The 16,631-nt window shown below is 62.8% G+C and carries 15 protein-coding genes and 1 pseudogene; 3 read left to right on the top strand and 13 right to left on the bottom strand.

All coding sequences use genetic code 11. The annotated features are described in order from the left end of the window. Positions 1-66: 66 nt before the first annotated feature. The 5 genes and pseudogenes from GDA49_05900 to GDA49_05920 form a co-directional block, all read right to left on the bottom strand. Entirely contained in the window at positions 67-1,728 is a 1,662-nt protein-coding gene (locus tag GDA49_05900) for a type I restriction-modification system subunit M (protein MBC6439937.1), read from the bottom strand. A 664-nt stretch (positions 1,729-2,392) separates the two neighbouring features. Then, positions 2,393-2,773 (bottom strand): annotated as a pseudogene (locus GDA49_05905) (restriction endonuclease subunit S). A 269-nt stretch (positions 2,774-3,042) separates the two neighbouring features. Continuing rightward, complete coding sequence (locus tag GDA49_05910; GenBank protein ID MBC6439938.1) at positions 3,043-6,084, bottom strand: type I restriction endonuclease subunit R; 3,042 nt, start codon at positions 6,082-6,084, stop codon at positions 3,043-3,045. A gap of 51 nt (positions 6,085-6,135) precedes the next feature. After that, positions 6,136-6,375, bottom strand: a complete 240-nt coding sequence (gene purS / locus GDA49_05915) for a phosphoribosylformylglycinamidine synthase subunit PurS (protein MBC6439939.1) — start codon at positions 6,373-6,375, stop codon at positions 6,136-6,138. Beyond that, entirely contained in the window at positions 6,372-7,133 is a 762-nt protein-coding gene (locus GDA49_05920) for a phosphoribosylaminoimidazolesuccinocarboxamide synthase (GenBank protein MBC6439940.1), read from the bottom strand. The genes purS and GDA49_05920 overlap by 4 nt, the downstream gene beginning before the upstream one ends. Positions 7,134-7,453: 320 nt before the next feature. Between GDA49_05920 and GDA49_05925 the strand changes: the two genes are divergently transcribed. After that, complete coding sequence (locus tag GDA49_05925; protein ID MBC6439941.1) at positions 7,454-7,774, top strand: DUF1476 domain-containing protein; 321 nt, start codon at positions 7,454-7,456, stop codon at positions 7,772-7,774. Between the two features lie 30 nt (positions 7,775-7,804). Here the strand turns inward: GDA49_05925 and GDA49_05930 are convergent, their stop codons facing one another. Further along, entirely contained in the window at positions 7,805-9,103 is a 1,299-nt protein-coding gene (locus GDA49_05930; protein MBC6439942.1) for an adenylosuccinate lyase, read from the bottom strand. Between the two features lie 344 nt (positions 9,104-9,447). Between GDA49_05930 and GDA49_05935 the strand changes: the two genes are divergently transcribed. Beyond that, the gene (locus GDA49_05935) at positions 9,448-10,323 is read left to right on the top strand and encodes a DUF547 domain-containing protein (GenBank protein MBC6439943.1); all 876 of its coding nucleotides are present in this window, start codon (positions 9,448-9,450) and stop codon (positions 10,321-10,323) included. Positions 10,324-10,548: 225 nt separating this feature from the next. On the opposite strand, the gene GDA49_05940 is transcribed toward GDA49_05935, so the two are convergent. From GDA49_05940 to GDA49_05970, 7 genes are all read right to left on the bottom strand, one after another. Then, positions 10,549-11,496, bottom strand: coding sequence for a DMT family transporter (locus GDA49_05940; protein ID MBC6439944.1), 948 nt, complete (start codon positions 11,494-11,496; stop codon positions 10,549-10,551). Between the two features lie 102 nt (positions 11,497-11,598). Next, positions 11,599-12,285 carry a DNA repair protein RadC gene (radC, locus tag GDA49_05945; protein MBC6439945.1) on the bottom strand — a complete coding sequence of 229 codons (687 nt, stop codon included), beginning with the start codon at positions 12,283-12,285 and terminating at the stop codon, positions 11,599-11,601. 3 nt (positions 12,286-12,288) lie between these two features. Continuing rightward, on the bottom strand, positions 12,289-13,101 hold the full coding sequence (gene map / locus GDA49_05950) for a type I methionyl aminopeptidase (protein ID MBC6439946.1): 813 nt from the start codon (positions 13,099-13,101) through the stop codon (positions 12,289-12,291). A gap of 20 nt (positions 13,102-13,121) precedes the next feature. Then, positions 13,122-13,841 carry a DNA/RNA nuclease SfsA gene (gene sfsA, locus GDA49_05955; GenBank protein ID MBC6439947.1) on the bottom strand — a complete coding sequence of 240 codons (720 nt, stop codon included), beginning with the start codon at positions 13,839-13,841 and terminating at the stop codon, positions 13,122-13,124. Positions 13,842-13,843: 2 nt separating this feature from the next. Next, positions 13,844-14,419 (bottom strand): hypothetical protein, encoded by a 576-nt coding sequence (locus tag GDA49_05960; protein MBC6439948.1) that lies wholly within the window; start codon positions 14,417-14,419, stop codon positions 13,844-13,846. 4 nt (positions 14,420-14,423) lie between these two features. Next, positions 14,424-15,029: a hypothetical protein gene (locus tag GDA49_05965; GenBank protein MBC6439949.1), complete on the bottom strand. Its 606-nt coding sequence runs from the start codon at positions 15,027-15,029 to the stop codon at positions 14,424-14,426. Then, positions 15,016-15,690 carry a MotA/TolQ/ExbB proton channel family protein gene (locus tag GDA49_05970; GenBank protein MBC6439950.1) on the bottom strand — a complete coding sequence of 225 codons (675 nt, stop codon included), beginning with the start codon at positions 15,688-15,690 and terminating at the stop codon, positions 15,016-15,018. The genes GDA49_05965 and GDA49_05970 overlap by 14 nt, the downstream gene beginning before the upstream one ends. 172 nt (positions 15,691-15,862) lie before the next feature. Here GDA49_05970 and GDA49_05975 point away from each other — a divergent pair, with 172 nt between their 5' ends. Next, positions 15,863-16,627 carry a competence/damage-inducible protein A gene (locus tag GDA49_05975; GenBank protein MBC6439951.1) on the top strand — a complete coding sequence of 255 codons (765 nt, stop codon included), beginning with the start codon at positions 15,863-15,865 and terminating at the stop codon, positions 16,625-16,627. Positions 16,628-16,631 lie beyond the last annotated feature (4 nt).

The raw sequence follows: 16,631 nt of genomic DNA on the forward strand, positions 1-16,631 counted from the left end.
GCAGGATCAAGGGCACGGGCGGGCGAATGGTGTGGGCATGGGTGGGGGCGGGGGCGGGGTGTCGATTTACTGCTCGTCCGACGATGGGAGTGGAGGCAGCCCCAGTTGTTCCAGAAACGCATTGTGCCTCGCCGTCGATTCCCGGATCTGACGTTCGATCCCGACCAGTTCCTTGTGTGTGGCGGAAAGATCGATGTCGGGTTCCGGCTCGATGGTGCTGACATAGCGCGAAATGTTGAGGTTGTGGTCGTTGCGCCCGATCTCGTCCATGCCGACACGTCTGGCATAACGCTCGATGTTGTCGGGTCGCTGTCGATAGGTTTCGACGATCCTCTCGATATGCGCGTCGGAAAGGTGGTTCTGCCGCTTGCCCTTCTCGAAGTCCTCACATGCATTGATGAACAGGACATCGTTCGATTTCCTGCATTTCTTCAGGACGAGGATGCAGACCGGGATACCGGTCGAGTAGAAAAGGTTCGGGGCAAGGCCGATCACCGTGTCGATATGTCCGTCCTCAAGGAGTTTCTTGCGTATTCCGGCCTCGGCACCGCCGCGAAACAGCACGCCATGGGGGAGGATGATTGCCATGACACCGTCGTTCTTCAGGTAGTGGAACCCGTGCAGCAGGAAGGCGAAATCCGCTGCCGATTTCGGGGCCAGACCGTAGTCCCTGAAGCGCATGTCCTCGCCCAGGGCCTCATCCGGGTCCCAGCGGTAGCTGAATGGCGGGTTGGCAATCACGGCGTCGAAGCAGGGTTTTTTCGCCGGGTTCATCTCGCGCAGCATGGCCCAGTCGTTGGTCAGCGTGTCGCCATGGTGGATCTCGAATTCCGTGTCCTTCACCCCGTGCAGCAGCATGTTCATGCGCGCCAGGTTGTATGTGGTGATGTTCTTCTCCTGGCCGAGGATCCTGCCGATAGCGTTCGGCCCCATGCGCTTGCGCACATTCAGCAGAAGCGAGCCTGAACCGCAGGCAAAGTCCATGACGCTGTCGAGGCGGCCCCGCTTGTCGGTCTCCGGTTCCTGGCTGTCGAGCATGACAATTGCCGAGAGGATGTCCGATATGCGTTGCGGCGTATAGAACTCGCCCGCCTTCTTGCCCGATCCGGCAGCAAACTGGCCGATCAGGTATTCGTAGGCGTCGCCGAGTGTATCGCTGTCCCCGGAAAACGCCTCAAGGCCCTCGGCTATCCTCGTTACGATCGTGCAGAGCTTCGCGTTCCGGTCCTCATATGTCTTGCCGAGTTTTTCGGATTCGAGATTGATTTCCGAGAACAGCCCGGAAAACGCGCTCCCGAACGATTCCTGCTCGATATGGCTGAAACCCTGCCGGAGCGTGTTGAGCAGTTCGTCGTCCCGGGTGTGGGCCATGTGGGCGATGCTGTCCCAGAGATAGTCCGGGCCGATGACGTAATGCACCTTGAGGCGCATCTGCTTCTCGAACGCCGCCACGTCATCGGGGTTCCGATTGTACCAGATGGAAAGGGGGCCAGATGGAAAGGGGGGCCGTCCTTCGGCACCGTTTGCCTCGGGTTCCGGGTAGCCGCGGCGGAGTTCCTTCCTTGCGGCCTGTTCGTAGTTGTCCGAGAGGAAGCGAAGGAACAGGAAGGCCAGCATGTAGTCGCGGAAGTCGTCCGCGTCCATCGCACCGCGGAGTTGGTCGGCAATGGCCCAGAGTGTTTTGCCAAGCTGTTCCCGGCCAAGCTGTTCCCGGTCTTGCCCTGTCATGATCCATCCTTCGTTTCAGTCATCGGTTCCATCATCGGTTCAGGCATCGTTTCAGGCGCGACCGGTTCGGGAGTTCTTTTGTCTTGCTCATGTATCACTGCCCTTCCACAGATGGAAAGAGCTGTTGCATCAGCCCCTGTTTGTGCTGTCGCAGGGCGTCGAGCCTGCGGTCCTGTGCCGCGATCAGGTTATCCAGCGAGCCAAGGCAGTCGGCAATCTTTTGTTATTCTGCTTGGGACGGAACATAGATTGAGCTGTCCAAAAACGTCTCGACATGGATGCGCTTCGCCTTCCTGCCACCGTCCGCGATCTCGCCCCGGGTCCTGTAAAATTCCTCACGCTTAACGTATTCCAACAGGAAATTTGCGTTAAGCGTAGGAGAGATGTCGAAGCACGGAAGATCAGTTGTTGATTCGAATCCATCCAGATACTCCGGAATGATACCAAAAGCCTGGTTGAGAAAGTCAAGCTTGCTGTAAATAAATTGTCCGGCTTGTCGACGGTAGTACTGTGTGTTTGCACTTCCTTGAATATTTTCATACTTTTCAATTACGCCTTTACCCCACAATTTCACTGTAAGCTTCTTTGCTTCGTCTCCTCCACGGCCCTTGACGCGGCTTTCGCTCAGATACTGATTCATCAACCGGCGATGCCAATCAGTCACATCCCGAAACTCCGGAAACCGCAGCTTTGGCACGGTTTCGCCGGGCTGTGGAAAGAGCTGTTGCATCAGCCCCTGTTTGTGCTGCCGCAGGGTGTCGCGCGTGCGGCCCTGCGCCGCGATCAGGTCGTCCAGCGAGCCAAGGCAGTCGGCAATCTTTTGTTGTTCTACAGGATGCGGTACTCCGAGCGGATACAGCTTGATTTGTTTAATGTCGCCTCGCGGCATCTTGACGCCCTTAGCCCCTGCCATAACGTAGTCTATGAAGGCTTCGCTCATTAGAAGTGCGGCCAGATAGCTGTCAACAATGCCAGATTTGCTGCGCAAAACAATTATATCATTGGATGCGCCGCCACTCCTCGTTGCTCGCCATATCTTTTTCATATATGGTCGAATGTTGGATATCAGCAAATCGTTCATACGGAAGCTAGTTATTGACCCTGACGCCGGAAAACTTGATGGTGGAGCAATGCCAGAGAAGTCAGGCAGCATGTTCTCCGTACTGACATATTCTCCTTTGGAAATCTGACCAATCGAAACACGATTGCTCACGAAGTGAGCGGCGTTTGAGAGTTGCTTCACCCCCCACGCCCCCGCGTCCCGAAACTCCGGAAACCGCAGCTTCGGCACCGGGTGCCGAGGCTTTTCGGTCGTTATCGCTCGCCCCCGTTCTCATAGTGACTGAGACCCGCGATATCGCGGCCTTCGGCCCGCTTGTGCAGAAGCGGAATGAGGTCGGCCATGAGAGCAAGCTCCCGGTCACAGCGCGCGCGCCAGCCGAGCCCGAGCTGTTCCATCAGGTCGGTCAGGGCTTCGCCGTCGAAGATCATGCGCTGAAGGATGGTCTCGACAAAGCCTGCGAGCGATTCAACCGTCAGACCGTGCCTATGCGCAAGGTTGTCGATCTCCCCGGCCTGCCTGTCCTTCCTGAACTGCCGATAGCCGGCGCGTATCGCCTCTTCATCGAGGCCTTCGCCTTGCTTGAGCGTATGGACATAGGCGGTGATATCGTCCCGCTCGTTCAGGAACCTGGCGTCAGAGTGAACAAGGGCGATCAACTGCTCGCGGGTGATTTCGACCTGCCCGGGATCCTGGCCGGAGTATCTGGCGATCAGCTCCATGATGTAGTCATAATCGATGTCAGCGGAGGCGAACAGAACGAGCTCGAGATCGAGCTGATCGAGCTCGGGGTCGGTCGGTTGGTTGTCCTTGCCCGGTTTGCCCCGCTGTTCCTTCAGGCGCCGGGCGGTTTCGAGATAGGCACCGCGGAAGGCTCTGTTATCGTCCGTTGACAGTATGCGCTCGATCTCCTCGCGCTGATCCTCGTCAATATCCGTGTACTGGTCGAGCTGGGTCTTGAGGCGCTGGACTTCCTTGTAGTGATTGATGAACCCGGCGCGGGCGGCGTCGCCCCTCAACCGGCTGACCTGATCGGGCCTTGCCTCGAGGCCTTGCGATGTCATGAACGCGCCGAGATCGGAAACGGCCCTGGCGAATCTCCCGATGACTTCGGGTGCCTTGTCGACGAGCCAGATTTCGCGGGCCCGCCCGGATTGGGCACCGGAAAACAGCGCAATGGCGTCGTCGACATTCTGCTGCTGCCCGCGGAAGTCGATGATATGGCCATAGGGCTTGGTTGCGTTGAGAATGCGGTTGGTGCGGGAAAAGGCCTGGATCAGGCCGTGATGCCTCAGATTCTTGTCGACATAGAGCGTGTTGAGAAATCTTGCGTCGAAACCGGTCAGCAGCATATCGACAACGATGGTGATATCGATCTTTTCCGCGCCTTTCCCTGGCAGATCGGCGTTGGGAAACTCCTGATCCTTGATGCGCTGCTGGATATCCTGATAGTAGCGATCGAAATCATGGATGTCGTGGGCCGTGCCATATTGACGGTTGTAGGCCTCGATGATCGCCTTGAGCGCCGCTTTCTTGCCCTCCGGATCGTGCCGGTTGTCCTCTTTCTCCTGCGGCAGGTCCTCCTGGATCTGCCGGACATCCCTGTCGCCCTCGGCGGGCGGCGAAAAGACGGTGGCAATCCTGAGCGGGACAAATCCGGGGTCGGCTTTGGGGTCGGCGGCCTGACGTTCCGCCTGAAGTTCCCTGAAGACCCTGTCATAGGCAATGGCGTCGTCGATGGAGCCCGTCGCCAGCAGCGCGTTGAACCGGCGCTTGCCGGTCGCGGCATCGTGCTTGCCGAGAATGGCCTCGGCAACAGCCCGCTTGTCAGGCTTCCGGCCAGGCGCGTCGGCGTCCTTCGGCTTGTAGTAGTCGACGTGGAAGCGCAGGACGTTGCCGTCCTCGATGGCGTGCGTAATCGTGTAGGCGTGGAGCCGCTTCTGGAAGAGGTCCTCAGTCGTTCGCAGGCTGGCAACCTCGTCCTCGATCTGTTTGACGCTCGCATTCTCCTTGAAGATCGGCGTGCCGGTGAAGCCGAAGAACTGGGCGTTTGGAAAAGACGTCTTGATGGCATCGTGGGTTTCGCCGAACTGCGAACGGTGGCATTCGTCGAAGATGAACACCATGCGCCTGTCGCGCAGAGGCTTGAGCCGCTGCCTGAAGGTCGATTGCCCGCGGGTGCCGTTCCGTTCCTTGGCCTTGCCGTTTTCCTTCAGGGCAAGTCCAAGTTTCTGGATCGTCGTCACGATGACCTTGTCCGCGTAATCGTTCGAGAGCAGACGGCGCACCAGGGTTGCGGTGTTGGTGTTTTCCTCGACACAGTTTTCCTGAAACCGGTTGAACTCCTCGCGGGTCTGGCGGTCGAGGTCCTTGCGGTCGACCACGAAAAGGCATTTGTGAATGCTCTCGTTGTCCCTGAGCAGCGTCGCGGCCTTGAAAGAGGTCAGCGTCTTGCCGGAACCTGTCGTGTGCCAGATGTAGCCGTTGCCGCAGCTCTGTTCGATGCAGTCGACGATGGCCTTGACCGCATAGATCTGGTAGGGGCGCATCATCAGAAGCTTTTGCTCGCTCGCGACAAGAACCATGTACCGGCTGATCGTCTGGCCGAGTGTGCATTTGGACAGGAAGTGATCCGCAAAGTCGTCGAGATGATCGATCTTCACATTGTCCGGGTCTGCAAAGCTGTAGAACGGGAGAAAGCGCTCCTCTTCATCGAAGGCAAAGTGGCGCGTGTTGTTGTTGGCGAAGTAGAATGTCTTCGTGCGGTTGCTGACGATGAAGAGCTGGACGAAACACAGAAGCGTTCTGGTGTATCCGTTGCCGGGCTCGTTCCTGTAGCCGACGATCTGCTCCATGGCCCGGCGGGGACCGATTCCGAGGCTCTTCAGTTCGATCTGAACGACGGGGATGCCGTTGATGAGCAGCAGGACATCGTAGCGATGATGGCTGTTGTCCGTATTGATGCGGAGCTGGTTGATGACCTCGAAGGTGTTCTTGCACCAGTCCCTGACATTGACGAGGGTGTAGTCGAGCGGTGTGCCGTCGTCGCGGATGAAGGTTTCGATGGTCCGCAGAGAGCGGGCGGCTTCGTAAACGTCCGGTGTGACGATCATGTTGAGGAGCCGCTGGAATTCGTTATCGGTCAGCGTGACGCGGTTCAGGGCCTCGAACTTCTGCCTGAAGTTTGCCTCAAGCGTGGCGCGGTCCCGGATGTCGGGGCGATAGCCGTATTTGAGGCCTTTCAGTTTTTCGACAAGAGCCTCTTCAAGCTCCCGTTCGGATGTTGCCGTCATCATTGCGGGACCCTGTTCCGTTTGGGAGACGGTCACAGGCACCGCCGCCATGTCTCAGCCGAGCTCGATGGCATAGTTCTCGATGACCGTGTTGGCGAGCAGTTTTTTGCACATCTGTTCGATCCTGGCGCGTGCGCTGGCTTCGTCGGTTTCGGCGATCTCGAGGTCGATCACCTTGCCCTGGCGGACGTTCTGGACGCCGTCGAAACCGAGCGTGCCAAGGGCGTTGTGGATTGCCTTGCCCTGGGGATCGAGGACGCCGTTCTTCAGCGTGATGTGGACGCGGGCCTTCACGAAACGGCCTTGGGCAGTTCGGCGAGATTGTTCATCTCGGGCATGATGCCGAGGCGGCGGGCAACCTCCCGGTAGCCCTCGGCGACGTTGTCGAGGTCCTTCACGAAACGGTCCTTGTCCATGGGTTCGCCGGTGTCGGCATCCCACAGGCGGCAGTTGTCGGGGCTGATCTCGTCGGCAATGACGAGACGGGCGTCGTCCTCGAAGTAGAGCCGGCCATAGGTCAGCGTGACGTCGACCAGGCGGATGCCGGCACCCATGAGAAGGCCGGTCATGAAGTCGTTCACCCGCAGCGACAGGTGGATCATGTCGTCGATATCCTGGGTCGTTGCCCAGCCGAACGCCGTCATGTGCTCTTCGGAGACCAGCGGGTCGCCAAGCTCGTCCGAGCGAAGGTAGAACTCGATGAGCGAGCGGGGCAGGGGCGTGCCGTCCTTCAGGCCGAACTTCCCGGCGAATTCGCCCGCGGCCAGGTTGCGAATGACGACATCGACCGGCAGCAACTCGACCTCACGCACAAGCTGTTCGCGCATGTTGAGGCGGCGCACGAAATGGGTGGGTACGCCGACCTCGCCCAGCCTGGTCATCATGTATTCGCTGATGCGGTTGTTGATGACGCCCTTGCCGTCGATCACGCCGCTTTTCTGCTGGTGTCGGGCATAGGCAACATCCTTGAAGTGCTGAACGAGAAAGCCGGGCTCGGGACCTTCGTAGAAGTCCTTGGCCTTGCCTTCGTAAACGCGTCTGCGGCGAGCCATGGCGGGGTTCCCCGACGTCGTCCGGCGCTCCGATCCTGGCCGCCGGGGGCCGCGGCGCCGGTCAGCACGACCCTAACCAAAACAGCGGCGAGACACAAACGGGCACAATCCGTGGTATCCACAAGCCACGGGCCGGAACGACAGCGGGGCTTCCAGGTCCGATTTTGGCCGATTTTGGCCGATTTTGGCGGTTCAGGGCTTGGGAACAGGTTGCGTCCATGCCATATGAAGAAGGGACGGCGCGCCGGAACACGGCGGGCCAGGGGAATCACCGCAATCCATCATCCCAACCCATCATCCCAACCCGGACGGACACGACCATGGCGCTCTTCGACGACCGCAAAAAAGGCCAGGAAAACAAATATGCCCACGACCAGGAACGCGCGTTCAGGATCTCTGTACGACGCAACAAGCTCCTGGGCCTGTGGCTTGCCGAGCAGATGGGCAAGTCCGGCGACGATGCCGAGGCTTATGCAAAAGAGGTCATCGAGTCCGATTTCGATCGTCCGGGCGACGATGACGTGATCGAGAAGGTCATGGCCGATGTCAAGAGTGCGGGTCTCGACATCGACGAGCACAAGATCCGTGCCCGCCTGGAAGCTCTGGAGCACGAAGCCCGGGCCCAGATCCAGTCGGAGTAGGGGTTCGGTGCCGGCCGGGTGCGATCCGCTTCAGGTGCCGGACAGGACCCGCGCGATCACGGCTTCCGCGTGTCTTGCATAGAAGCCGTAGTCGAAGAGGTCGTCGATCTCTTCATCGCCGATCCGTGAGGCCACCTCGGGGTCGGCCTTCAGCCGATCCCTGAAGCTTCCGCCTTCCTGCCAGGTCGCCATGGCGTTCGACTGGACGAGGCGATAGGCGTCCTCGCGGCTGACGCCGGCCCGGGTCAGTGCCAGCAGCACACGCTGGGAGAAGACCAGCCCGCCCAGGCGTTCCATGTTCGCCATCATGTTCGCGGGATAGATCACCAGGCCATCGACGACCCCGGTCAGGCGGGCAAGTGCGAAGTCGAGACCGGTTGTGGCGTCAGGTCCGATGTTGCGTTCGACCGAGGAGTGGGAAATATCCCTCTCATGCCAAAGGGCCACATTCTCCAGCGCAGGCACCACGGCCGAGCGCACGAGGCGGGCGAGGCCGGTCAGGTTCTCGGTCAGGATCGGGTTGCGCTTGTGGGGCATGGCGGAGCTGCCCTTCTGCCCTTTCGTGAACTCTTCCTCGACCTCACGCAGTTCGGTGCGCTGGAGATGGCGGATTTCGACCGCCAGGCGTTCGACCGACGAGGCGACAACGGCCAGGGCGGCGAAGAAGGCGGCATGGCGGTCGCGCGGGATCACCTGGGTCGAGACCGGTTCGGGTTTGAGGCCCAGCTTTTCGGCGACATGGGCCTCGATCGCGGGATCGACCGTCGCAAAGGTGCCGACGGGACCGGATATGGCGCAGGTCGCGACCTCCTCGCGGGCCGTGACCAGCCGCGCCCGGGCGCGCTGGAACTCGGCGTGATAACCCGCAAGCCTGAGGCCGAAGGTGGTGGGTTCGGCATGAATGCCGTGACTGCGGCCGACACAGAGCGTCAGCGCATGTTCGCGCGTGCGTCGAGCGAGGGCATCGAGGAGCCGGTCCGTGTCCTCGATCAGGATATCGGCAGCCTGGGTGAGCTGGACGGCAAGGCAGGTGTCGAGCACGTCCGAGCTCGTCATGCCCCGATGCATGAAGCGCGCTTCCTCGCCGACATGCTCCGCAACATTGGTCAGGAAGGCAATGACGTCGTGCCTGGTTTCGCGCTCGATCTCGTCGATCCGCCCGGCGTCGAAGGCACCGCGCTCACGCAAGGCTGCGGAGACGCCCTCGGGGATCGTGCCGAGCATTTCCATGGCTTCGGCTGCCAGGGTCTCGATCTCCAGCATGATGCGAAACCTGTTGTCGGGCTCCCAGATGGCGGCCATGGGCGCGCGGGTGTAACGCGGAATCATCGTTCGGGGTCTCGTCGGTTCGGGATCTCGTCGTTTCTGTCGAGGCCGATGTCTAGCATGGAAGTCATGTCCGTACAGAAAAGCGGTGCGGCCAGCGTCGCAGGTGTAGCGTCGCACGTGTCACGGTGGGGGGCGATGTTCCGGGCATGAGGTGCACCGGCCATGGTTGGGACGACGCCTTGCACAGGCGATGTTTTCGAGGACGCCTTTCACAGGCGTCGGTGAGCGCTTCGCATGGCGCGCGCTGGCGCAAAGTTGAAGGGCGGTGCGTGGACCCGGACCGGTCGGTTCCTGTAGTCGGTTCATCCATTGGCCACATCGCCCGCGCCTTCGGAGACGCATCCATGGATCGCCCCGGTTTCAGCCGTCGCACAATCCTTGCCACAACCCTTGCCACAACCCTTGCCGGTCTGTCCGCACCGCTCGGCACGGCGGCACGGGCGGACTGGCCCGACCTCGTCGACGATCGCTGGCTGCGCCGCGACGATACTTCCGACGCGATCGTCAACCATGAGGCGTGGACCCGGTTCCTCCATCGCCATGTTCACGTGCCGGGCGACGGTATTGCCCGGGTGCGCTACGGCGAGGTGACCGGGCAGGATTGCGGGCGGCTGCAGGCCTATATCGAGGTTCTGGCCGGAACAGACGTCGGTGCGCTGTCGCCCGACGAACAGCGGGCCTACTGGATCAATCTCTACAACGCGCTGACGGTGGACCTGATCCTGCAGCACTATCCGGTGGCCAGCATCCGCGACATCACCAACGGTTTCATGTCGTTCGGCCCCTGGGGCATGGACGTCGTCACCATCGACGGTGAGGACCTCAGCCTCGACGACATAGAACACGGCATCCTGCGCGCGATCTGGAAGGATCCGCGCATCCACTATGTCGTCAACTGTGCCTCGATCGGCTGTCCGAACCTCGCCGACGCCGCCTATGTCGGGCCTGCCGTCGACCGGATGATGAGCCGTGCGGCCGCCATTTACGTCAATCATCCGCGCGGTGCCGGTCTCGACCTCAAGGGGCGTCTGGTCGTCTCCAGTCTGTACGACTGGTACGACGACGACTTCGGTGAGAACGAGGCCGCCATTGTCGATCACATTCGCGGCTACGCGGCCGAACCCCTGATCGACCGGATGGCCGGCATCGACGAGATCGAGGGCTACGCCTACGACTGGGCGCTCAACGATGCGACCGGCATGGATGCAACCGGCATGTAAAGTTCGGATCCTGAGGGCCGGATGCGTACTATCCCGGCAGTGACACCGGGCAAGAGGAGGGCGCGCCGCGTCCTCGTGCCGCGGTGCGGCCTGACATGAACCTGACATGAAGGGGCTGGCGGGGCTGGCGCAAAAGGCAGTCACCGCGATCGAAGGCCACACCATTGCGACCACAGCATTACGATGATCGTTCCGGCACTGATGAGGAAGCGGGCATTGGGGCGGTCATGTCGCGGTCCCCGGTTTGCGGCGGCGGGGACCGGGTGGCAGGAACTGGGCGATCAGGACGCCCGAGATGATGAGCAACCCGCCGATCAGATGGGACGCGGTCGGCGGTTCACCCTGGATCATGCGAATGGCAACCACGGTGACCGGCACGAGGTTCTGGTAGATCGAGGCGATCGTGACACCGATGCGGCTGATGCCCCAGTGCCAGCAGAAGAGCGAAAACGAGGCCGGGCCCGCACCGAGGTAGAGAATACAGACGATCGATTGCCAGTCGAGGACGTAGTGCGGCTCAGCGATGCCGAGCAGCAGCAGGACGGGCAGGGCAAGGAGCGTGGTGAGCCCGCCGATCATGATCGTGATCGCGGTGATGCCGAGCTGTGACACACCGGCCATCCAGCGCTGCGCGCCGAGCGAGTACCAGGTGAAGATCGTGATCGCCGCGAGAATCAGCAGTTCGCCGCCGCGCAGGTCGCCGACACCGCCCTCGCCCTCGCCCTTGCCTGTCGCCGCGAGGATGCCGCCGATGACGGCGACAATCGCGCCCAGCATGACCGCGACCCTGAGCGGCTGGCGGAACCCGATGCGCGCGACGAAGGCCGCCACGATCGGCCCTGCCGCCGAGACGATGGAGGCGGGCACGGGACCGGCGTACTGCACGCCAAGGGTCAGGAAGGCCGTGGATAGCGCGATCCCGATGGAACCGAGCAGCAGGGAGGGCCGCCACGGGATGCGCCGCAGCGGGCGTCCCTGGGCCTGCCAGGCGTAGAAGGCCATGAGGAACACGGTGGCCGACAGGAGACGACCCGCCGTGACGATGTAGGGATCCCACGTCTCCAGCAGGGTGTCGGTCACCAGGAAATGCGTCGCCCAGACCGACGATCCCAGTGCCAGCACGAGATTGCCGGCAACCTTCTGTTGCGGAGAAACGGCGGTTTCGGACGACATCGGGTTCGCTTTAGTGCGGCCTCGCATGGGGTGCAACCTCGTCCTGTCACCCCGGGCAAGCCGGGACCCGGAGAGACTGGCGAGCCCCGTCCGGGGTGACCGCTACAGGTGTCCCAGGGTCCTGAGGCTGCTGTGACCGCCGCGGGCGATGACGATGTGGTCGTGGACCACGATGTCGACGGCCTTGAGCGCCGCGACGATCCCGGCGGTCATCGTGATGTCGGCGCGGCTCGGTGTGGGATCGCCCGAGGGGTGGTTGTGGACGAGGATCAGGGCGGTGGCACCCAGCTCGAGGGCGCGGCGGGCAATCTCGCGCGGATAGACCGGCGCGTGGTCGACCGTGCCCTTCTGGAGCTCTTCGTCGGCGATCAGGCGGTTCTTGCGATCGAGGAAGAGCACGCGGAAGGCCTCACGCTGTTCGAAGGCCATCGCCGCCTTGCAATAGGCGAGCACGGCATCGAAGCTCGACAGGATGTCGCGATCCTGGAGTTCGGCCTGCAGAAGGCGGTCGGCCGCCGCGCGCACGATCTTGATGGCGACGGGCGCGACCTCGCCCAGACCCCTGACCGTGCGCAGGTCGTCGACACTGGCGTTGACCACGCCGTCGAAGGTCCTGAAGCGCGCCATCAGCGCCTTGGCGGCCGGTTTCACATCGCCGCGGGGGATCGCCATGGTGAGCAGAAGCTCGACCAGTTCGTAGTCGGGCAGGGCGCCGGAACCGCCATCCAGAAAGCGCTGGCGCAGGCGCCGGCGATGCTCGGCGTGATCGGGCTTGCGCTCGCCCGCCATGGACTAGGCGTCGCAGGGCGGCAGCGTGTGCCCGGCGGGAGAGAGCGTGAAGACCTCGCAGCCGTCGTCGGTCACCGCAACGGTGTGCTCCCACTGGGCCGAGAGGCTCTTGTCGCGCGTCACCGCGGTCCAGCCGTCGTCCAGGATCAGAACGTCGGGACGGCCCAGGTTGATCATCGGTTCGATGGTGAAGAACATGCCGGGGACAAGCTTGAGGCCCGTGCCCGGACGGCCGTAGTGCAGCACGTTGGGATGGTCGTGGAAGACCTGGCCGATGCCGTGGCCGCAGAAGTCGCGCACCACCGAACAACGATGCTTCTCGGCATGGCGCTGGATCGCATGGCCGATATCGCCCAGGCGCGCGCCGGGCCGGACCTGTTCGATGCCGCGCCACATGCATTCGAAGGTGATCCCGGCGAGCCGGGACGCCTTCCGTCTGACCTCACCGGCATGGAACATCCGGCTCGTGTCGCCGTACCAGCCGTCGAGGATGACGGTGACGTCGATGTTCAGCATATCGCCGTTGCGCAGGATCTTGTCGGTGCTCGGAATGCCGTGACAGATGACATGATTGACCGAGGTGCAGATCGACTTCGGGAAACCGCGATAGTTGAGCGGTGCCGGAATGGCGTCATGCGCCAGGATGAACGCGTGGCAGATCCGGTCGAGCTCCCCGGTCGATACGCCGGGACGGACGTGTTCGCCGATCATGTCGAGCGTGCGCGCGGCCAGGTTGCCCGCCGCCCGCATCCCGGGGAAGGCGGCGGCTTCATGAATGACGATGCGTCGCGCGGGGCTGCGCTGGGCCTGTTCCATCGTCTCGAATCCCGTGCAGGTCAGTCCAGGACGAGGGGCAACCGGTGCGCAAGCGCAATCTCGTCGACGGTCAATCTACACGAATAGGCATAAGCCTCAACGCCACGTGCAAGCGCATCGCGCAGGGCGGCATCGTAGCCGGGATCGATGTCGGCGGCGGTGGTGAAACCGTCGCAGTCCATGCGCTGGATGCAGTAGATCAGAACGGCGCGGTGGCCGGCCTCGACCATCAGGGCGAGTTCGGTCATGTGCCTGGCCCCGCGCGTGGTGACGGCATCGGGAAACTCGGCCAGCGTCGTTGTGCGCCGCATGTGGCAGTTCTTGACCTCGACATAGCAGTCCGGCCGCCGGTCGGGATCGTAGCCGGGATCGGAAAGCAGCATGTCGACGCGCGAGCCGGTGCCGTACCTGACCTCGCGGCGCAGATCGGCATAGCCGGACAGTTCCCGGACGGTGCCGTTCAGGATCGCCTCCTCGACCAGGCGATTGGGTTTGCCCGTGTGGCAGCCGATCAGCGTGCCGTCGGCCTCGACCAGCTCCCAGTCCCACATGAGCTTGCGGTTGGGGTTGCCGGCCGGTTGCAGCCATGTGACGAGGCCCGGGGTCCCGATCCCGATCATGCCGCCGGGATTGGCGCAGTGGGCCGTCACGACCTCGCCGGACTCCAGCCGGTGATCGGAGAGGAAGCGTTTGTAGCGCCGGACCAGCGTGGCCCGAACCAGAGGACGCGGGAAGCGCACGATCAGGGTTTGCCGTCGTCGGGGCCGGGATGGGGATGGGGCTCGAATGTGTTCCCGTCCCCGGGCTCGAGGACCATGACGTCCTCGTCGGGCTCTTCGTCGGGTTTCCCCGGCAGTTCGCGCCGGATGTCGACCTCGCTGGTGAATTCCAGTTTCGTGCGCGATTGACCCCGTTCGTCCTGCTCGAGCCGGGCCATCAGCTCGCTCGCCAGGCCCTCGGCGCGTTCGGCGGCCTCCTGCAGTTCCGAAACCGTCTGCCTGTCGTAGGGGAAGGCGAAGACACGCGGTTCCCCGGCGCCGCCCATGTCGAACCACAGGAAGATCGCCCGGTTCTCGTGAATATCGTAGGCAATCACCTTGCGATACCCGGTGAAGCTCTCGAGAAACGCCGTGCCGGCCGGTTTGGGGCGGCCCAGCAGTTCGGTGACGGTCACGTAGCCGGCGGGGATCAGGGCGAGCAGGGCGAGGGTGGCGACGGTCTTGCGCCAGGTCCTGCCCTCGGTGGCGATTGCCATCCAGGCGATCACGGCCACCAGCAGGAAACAGACGACAAAGGCGACGGGTGCGAGCGGCAGCACGGGCCTAGAGCCTTTGGGTGTCGAACAGCGAACGGAAGAGGCTGTTGACCGTGTGGGGCAACAGCCCTCCGGCTTCGTTGAGATCGAAGCGCACCACGGTCTCCTCCTGATCGATGCGGACCAGTTCGACCTTGCGGATCAGGATCTCCCTGGCCTTCCTGTCGATGTCGACCTTGGTGCTGACCACGACATGGACCGGCACGGGCCAGATCCCGGTGTCGTTGCGGTACATGTGGATGTTGACGATGTATTCGCCCTCGGGCACCCCGCGGCTGTAGGCCATCTCGTGGTTCGAACTGGTCAGGTCGTTCCTGCTGCCGAGATCGTCGCGCAGCAGGTCGAAAATGCCACCGCCCCGCTGCGACCAGCCGACCGCACCGTCGCCCGGCGCCTTGACCCAGAGATCGACATCGGCATCGATGTCTTCGGGCCACCTGATCTCGACAATCACGTTGCCGGGCGTCATCAGGTCGTCGGTTTCGGTCTCCGGCGGGTTGACGTGGGGCAACAGCAGGATCACCAGCGCCACGAAGCCGAGCAGCGCCAGAAGGATGACGTCGCGGAAGACGGTGGCCGCGGCGTCGTCGTCGAGCGGATCAAGCGCCTGCACGGTCTTCGCCCAGCTCCACGATGGTGTTGATCAGACGCACCGTGCCGGTGGACAGGAGCTGGTAGTTCGCCATCAGCCAGATGTTGAGCACGCCACCGACCAAGGTGGTGGTGAGCGCGGTCGACATGCCCGAGATCAGCGCCGAGACCATCGGGCCGATGGCCTCGGTCTCGCCGGCGCGCTGCGGATCGACACCCGACAGTGCGATGATGAAGCCGATCACCGTGCCGATCAGGCCGAGGAAAACCAGGCTGGCACCGAGATGGCGGACGATGGTGATGTTCTGGGAGAGTTCCAGCCTCAGGGCCGATCCCAGAATCTGGCGGCTCTGGGCATCCTTGCCGGTGGTCCTGGCGACGAACGTGGCCGCTCTGGAGCGCCGGGTCGGATCGAAGCTGCGTGCCAGGTTGAGCTGGCGGCTGGTCCAGACCACGCGCCACAGGGCAAGCAGGAGACCGACCGCGAAAACGATGTCGATGATCACCACGAAGTTGGTCTCGTCGGCCTCGAAGGCGCGCTGCACCAGGCCGTTGGCCCAGGCCACGGTGAGCAAGGCCAGCGCCACGATGTTGAGCAAGGCGAACCGGAACAGCAGCAAATGGCTGTGCGGGTCGCGCGAACGCGCGGTGAGGGCTGTTTCGGCCTCGGCCGCTGAGGCCATGATGCCATCCTGTCTGCCTGCGCCGGCGGCACTATAGCAGCGGGCCCGGGCACGCACCACGCCAAACACCGGTTTGCACCACCGGTTTACAGAGTTGCGCGCCGATGCGGGCTCGGGCAACACTCGGGCATCCGTTCGGAGCCGCCATGCCCCAGACCACATGTCCCAGATCATGACGTCCCAGACCGTCACCGCCGCCGTCCTCGTGATCGGCAACGAGATCCTCTCGGGCCGCACCCGGGACGCCAATGTCGCGTTTCTGGGCAAGAGCCTGAACGAACTCGGCATTCGCCTGATGGAGGTGCGGGTGGTCGCCGATATCGGGGACGAGATTGTTGCGGCGGTGAATGCGCTGCGCCGTCGCTACGACTATCTCTTCACCACCGGCGGCATCGGCCCGACCCACGACGACATCACGGCCGACAGCGTGGCGGCGGCCTTCGGTGTCGGCATCGAGGCTCACCCCGACGTCTACAGGCTGCTCAAGGATCACTTCGAGAGCCGCGGCATGGAGGCCAACGAGGCCCGCATGCGTATGGCCCGCGTGCCGGACGGGGCGTCGCTGATCGACAACGAGATCAGCCTGGCACCGGGCTTCCAGATCGAGAACGTCTTCGTGCTCGCCGGTGTGCCGTCGATCGCGCGCGCCATGTTCCAGGGTGCGAGCAATCGTTTGCGTCGCGGTGCCGTCGTCCTTTCACGCTCGATCTGCGTCCATTGCGGCGAGGGCACCATCGCCGAGCCGCTTGCCGGCCTGCAGCAGCAGTTTCCCGACGTCGACATGGGCAGCTATCCCTGGAGCAGGGACGGCACGTTCGGCACCAGCCTCGTCCTCCGGGCAACCGACAGGAACATGCTGGACACGGCGTTCGACAGGGTTTTCGCCGCGGCCGCCGCGGTCGGAGGCGATCCGGTCGAAGAGGCGATGGCGGATTGATTGC

This window comes from Rhodospirillales bacterium, from assembly GCA_014323865.1.
Lineage (GTDB): Bacteria > Pseudomonadota > Alphaproteobacteria > SP197 > SP197 > SP197.

Excerpts from the sequence above, each read along its gene's own strand:
- map (MBC6439946.1), bottom strand. The coding sequence starts at position 13,101 with ATGGAACAGGCCCAGCGCAGCCCCGCGCGACGCATCGTCATTCATGAA.
- radC (MBC6439945.1), bottom strand. The coding sequence starts at position 12,285 with ATGGCGGGCGAGCGCAAGCCCGATCACGCCGAGCATCGCCGGCGCCTG.
- GDA49_05900 (MBC6439937.1), bottom strand. The coding sequence starts at position 1,728 with ATGACAGGGCAAGACCGGGAACAGCTTGGCCGGGAACAGCTTGGCAAA.
- GDA49_05920 (MBC6439940.1), bottom strand. The coding sequence starts at position 7,133 with ATGGCTCGCCGCAGACGCGTTTACGAAGGCAAGGCCAAGGACTTCTAC.
- GDA49_05975 (MBC6439951.1), top strand. The coding sequence starts at position 15,863 with ATGACGTCCCAGACCGTCACCGCCGCCGTCCTCGTGATCGGCAACGAG.
- GDA49_05930 (MBC6439942.1), bottom strand. The coding sequence starts at position 9,103 with ATGATTCCGCGTTACACCCGCGCGCCCATGGCCGCCATCTGGGAGCCC.
- GDA49_05970 (MBC6439950.1), bottom strand. The coding sequence starts at position 15,690 with ATGGCCTCAGCGGCCGAGGCCGAAACAGCCCTCACCGCGCGTTCGCGC.
- GDA49_05940 (MBC6439944.1), bottom strand. The coding sequence starts at position 11,496 with ATGTCGTCCGAAACCGCCGTTTCTCCGCAACAGAAGGTTGCCGGCAAT.
- GDA49_05910 (MBC6439938.1), bottom strand. The coding sequence starts at position 6,084 with ATGATGACGGCAACATCCGAACGGGAGCTTGAAGAGGCTCTTGTCGAA.
- GDA49_05925 (MBC6439941.1), top strand. The coding sequence starts at position 7,454 with ATGGCGCTCTTCGACGACCGCAAAAAAGGCCAGGAAAACAAATATGCC.
- GDA49_05935 (MBC6439943.1), top strand. The coding sequence starts at position 9,448 with ATGGATCGCCCCGGTTTCAGCCGTCGCACAATCCTTGCCACAACCCTT.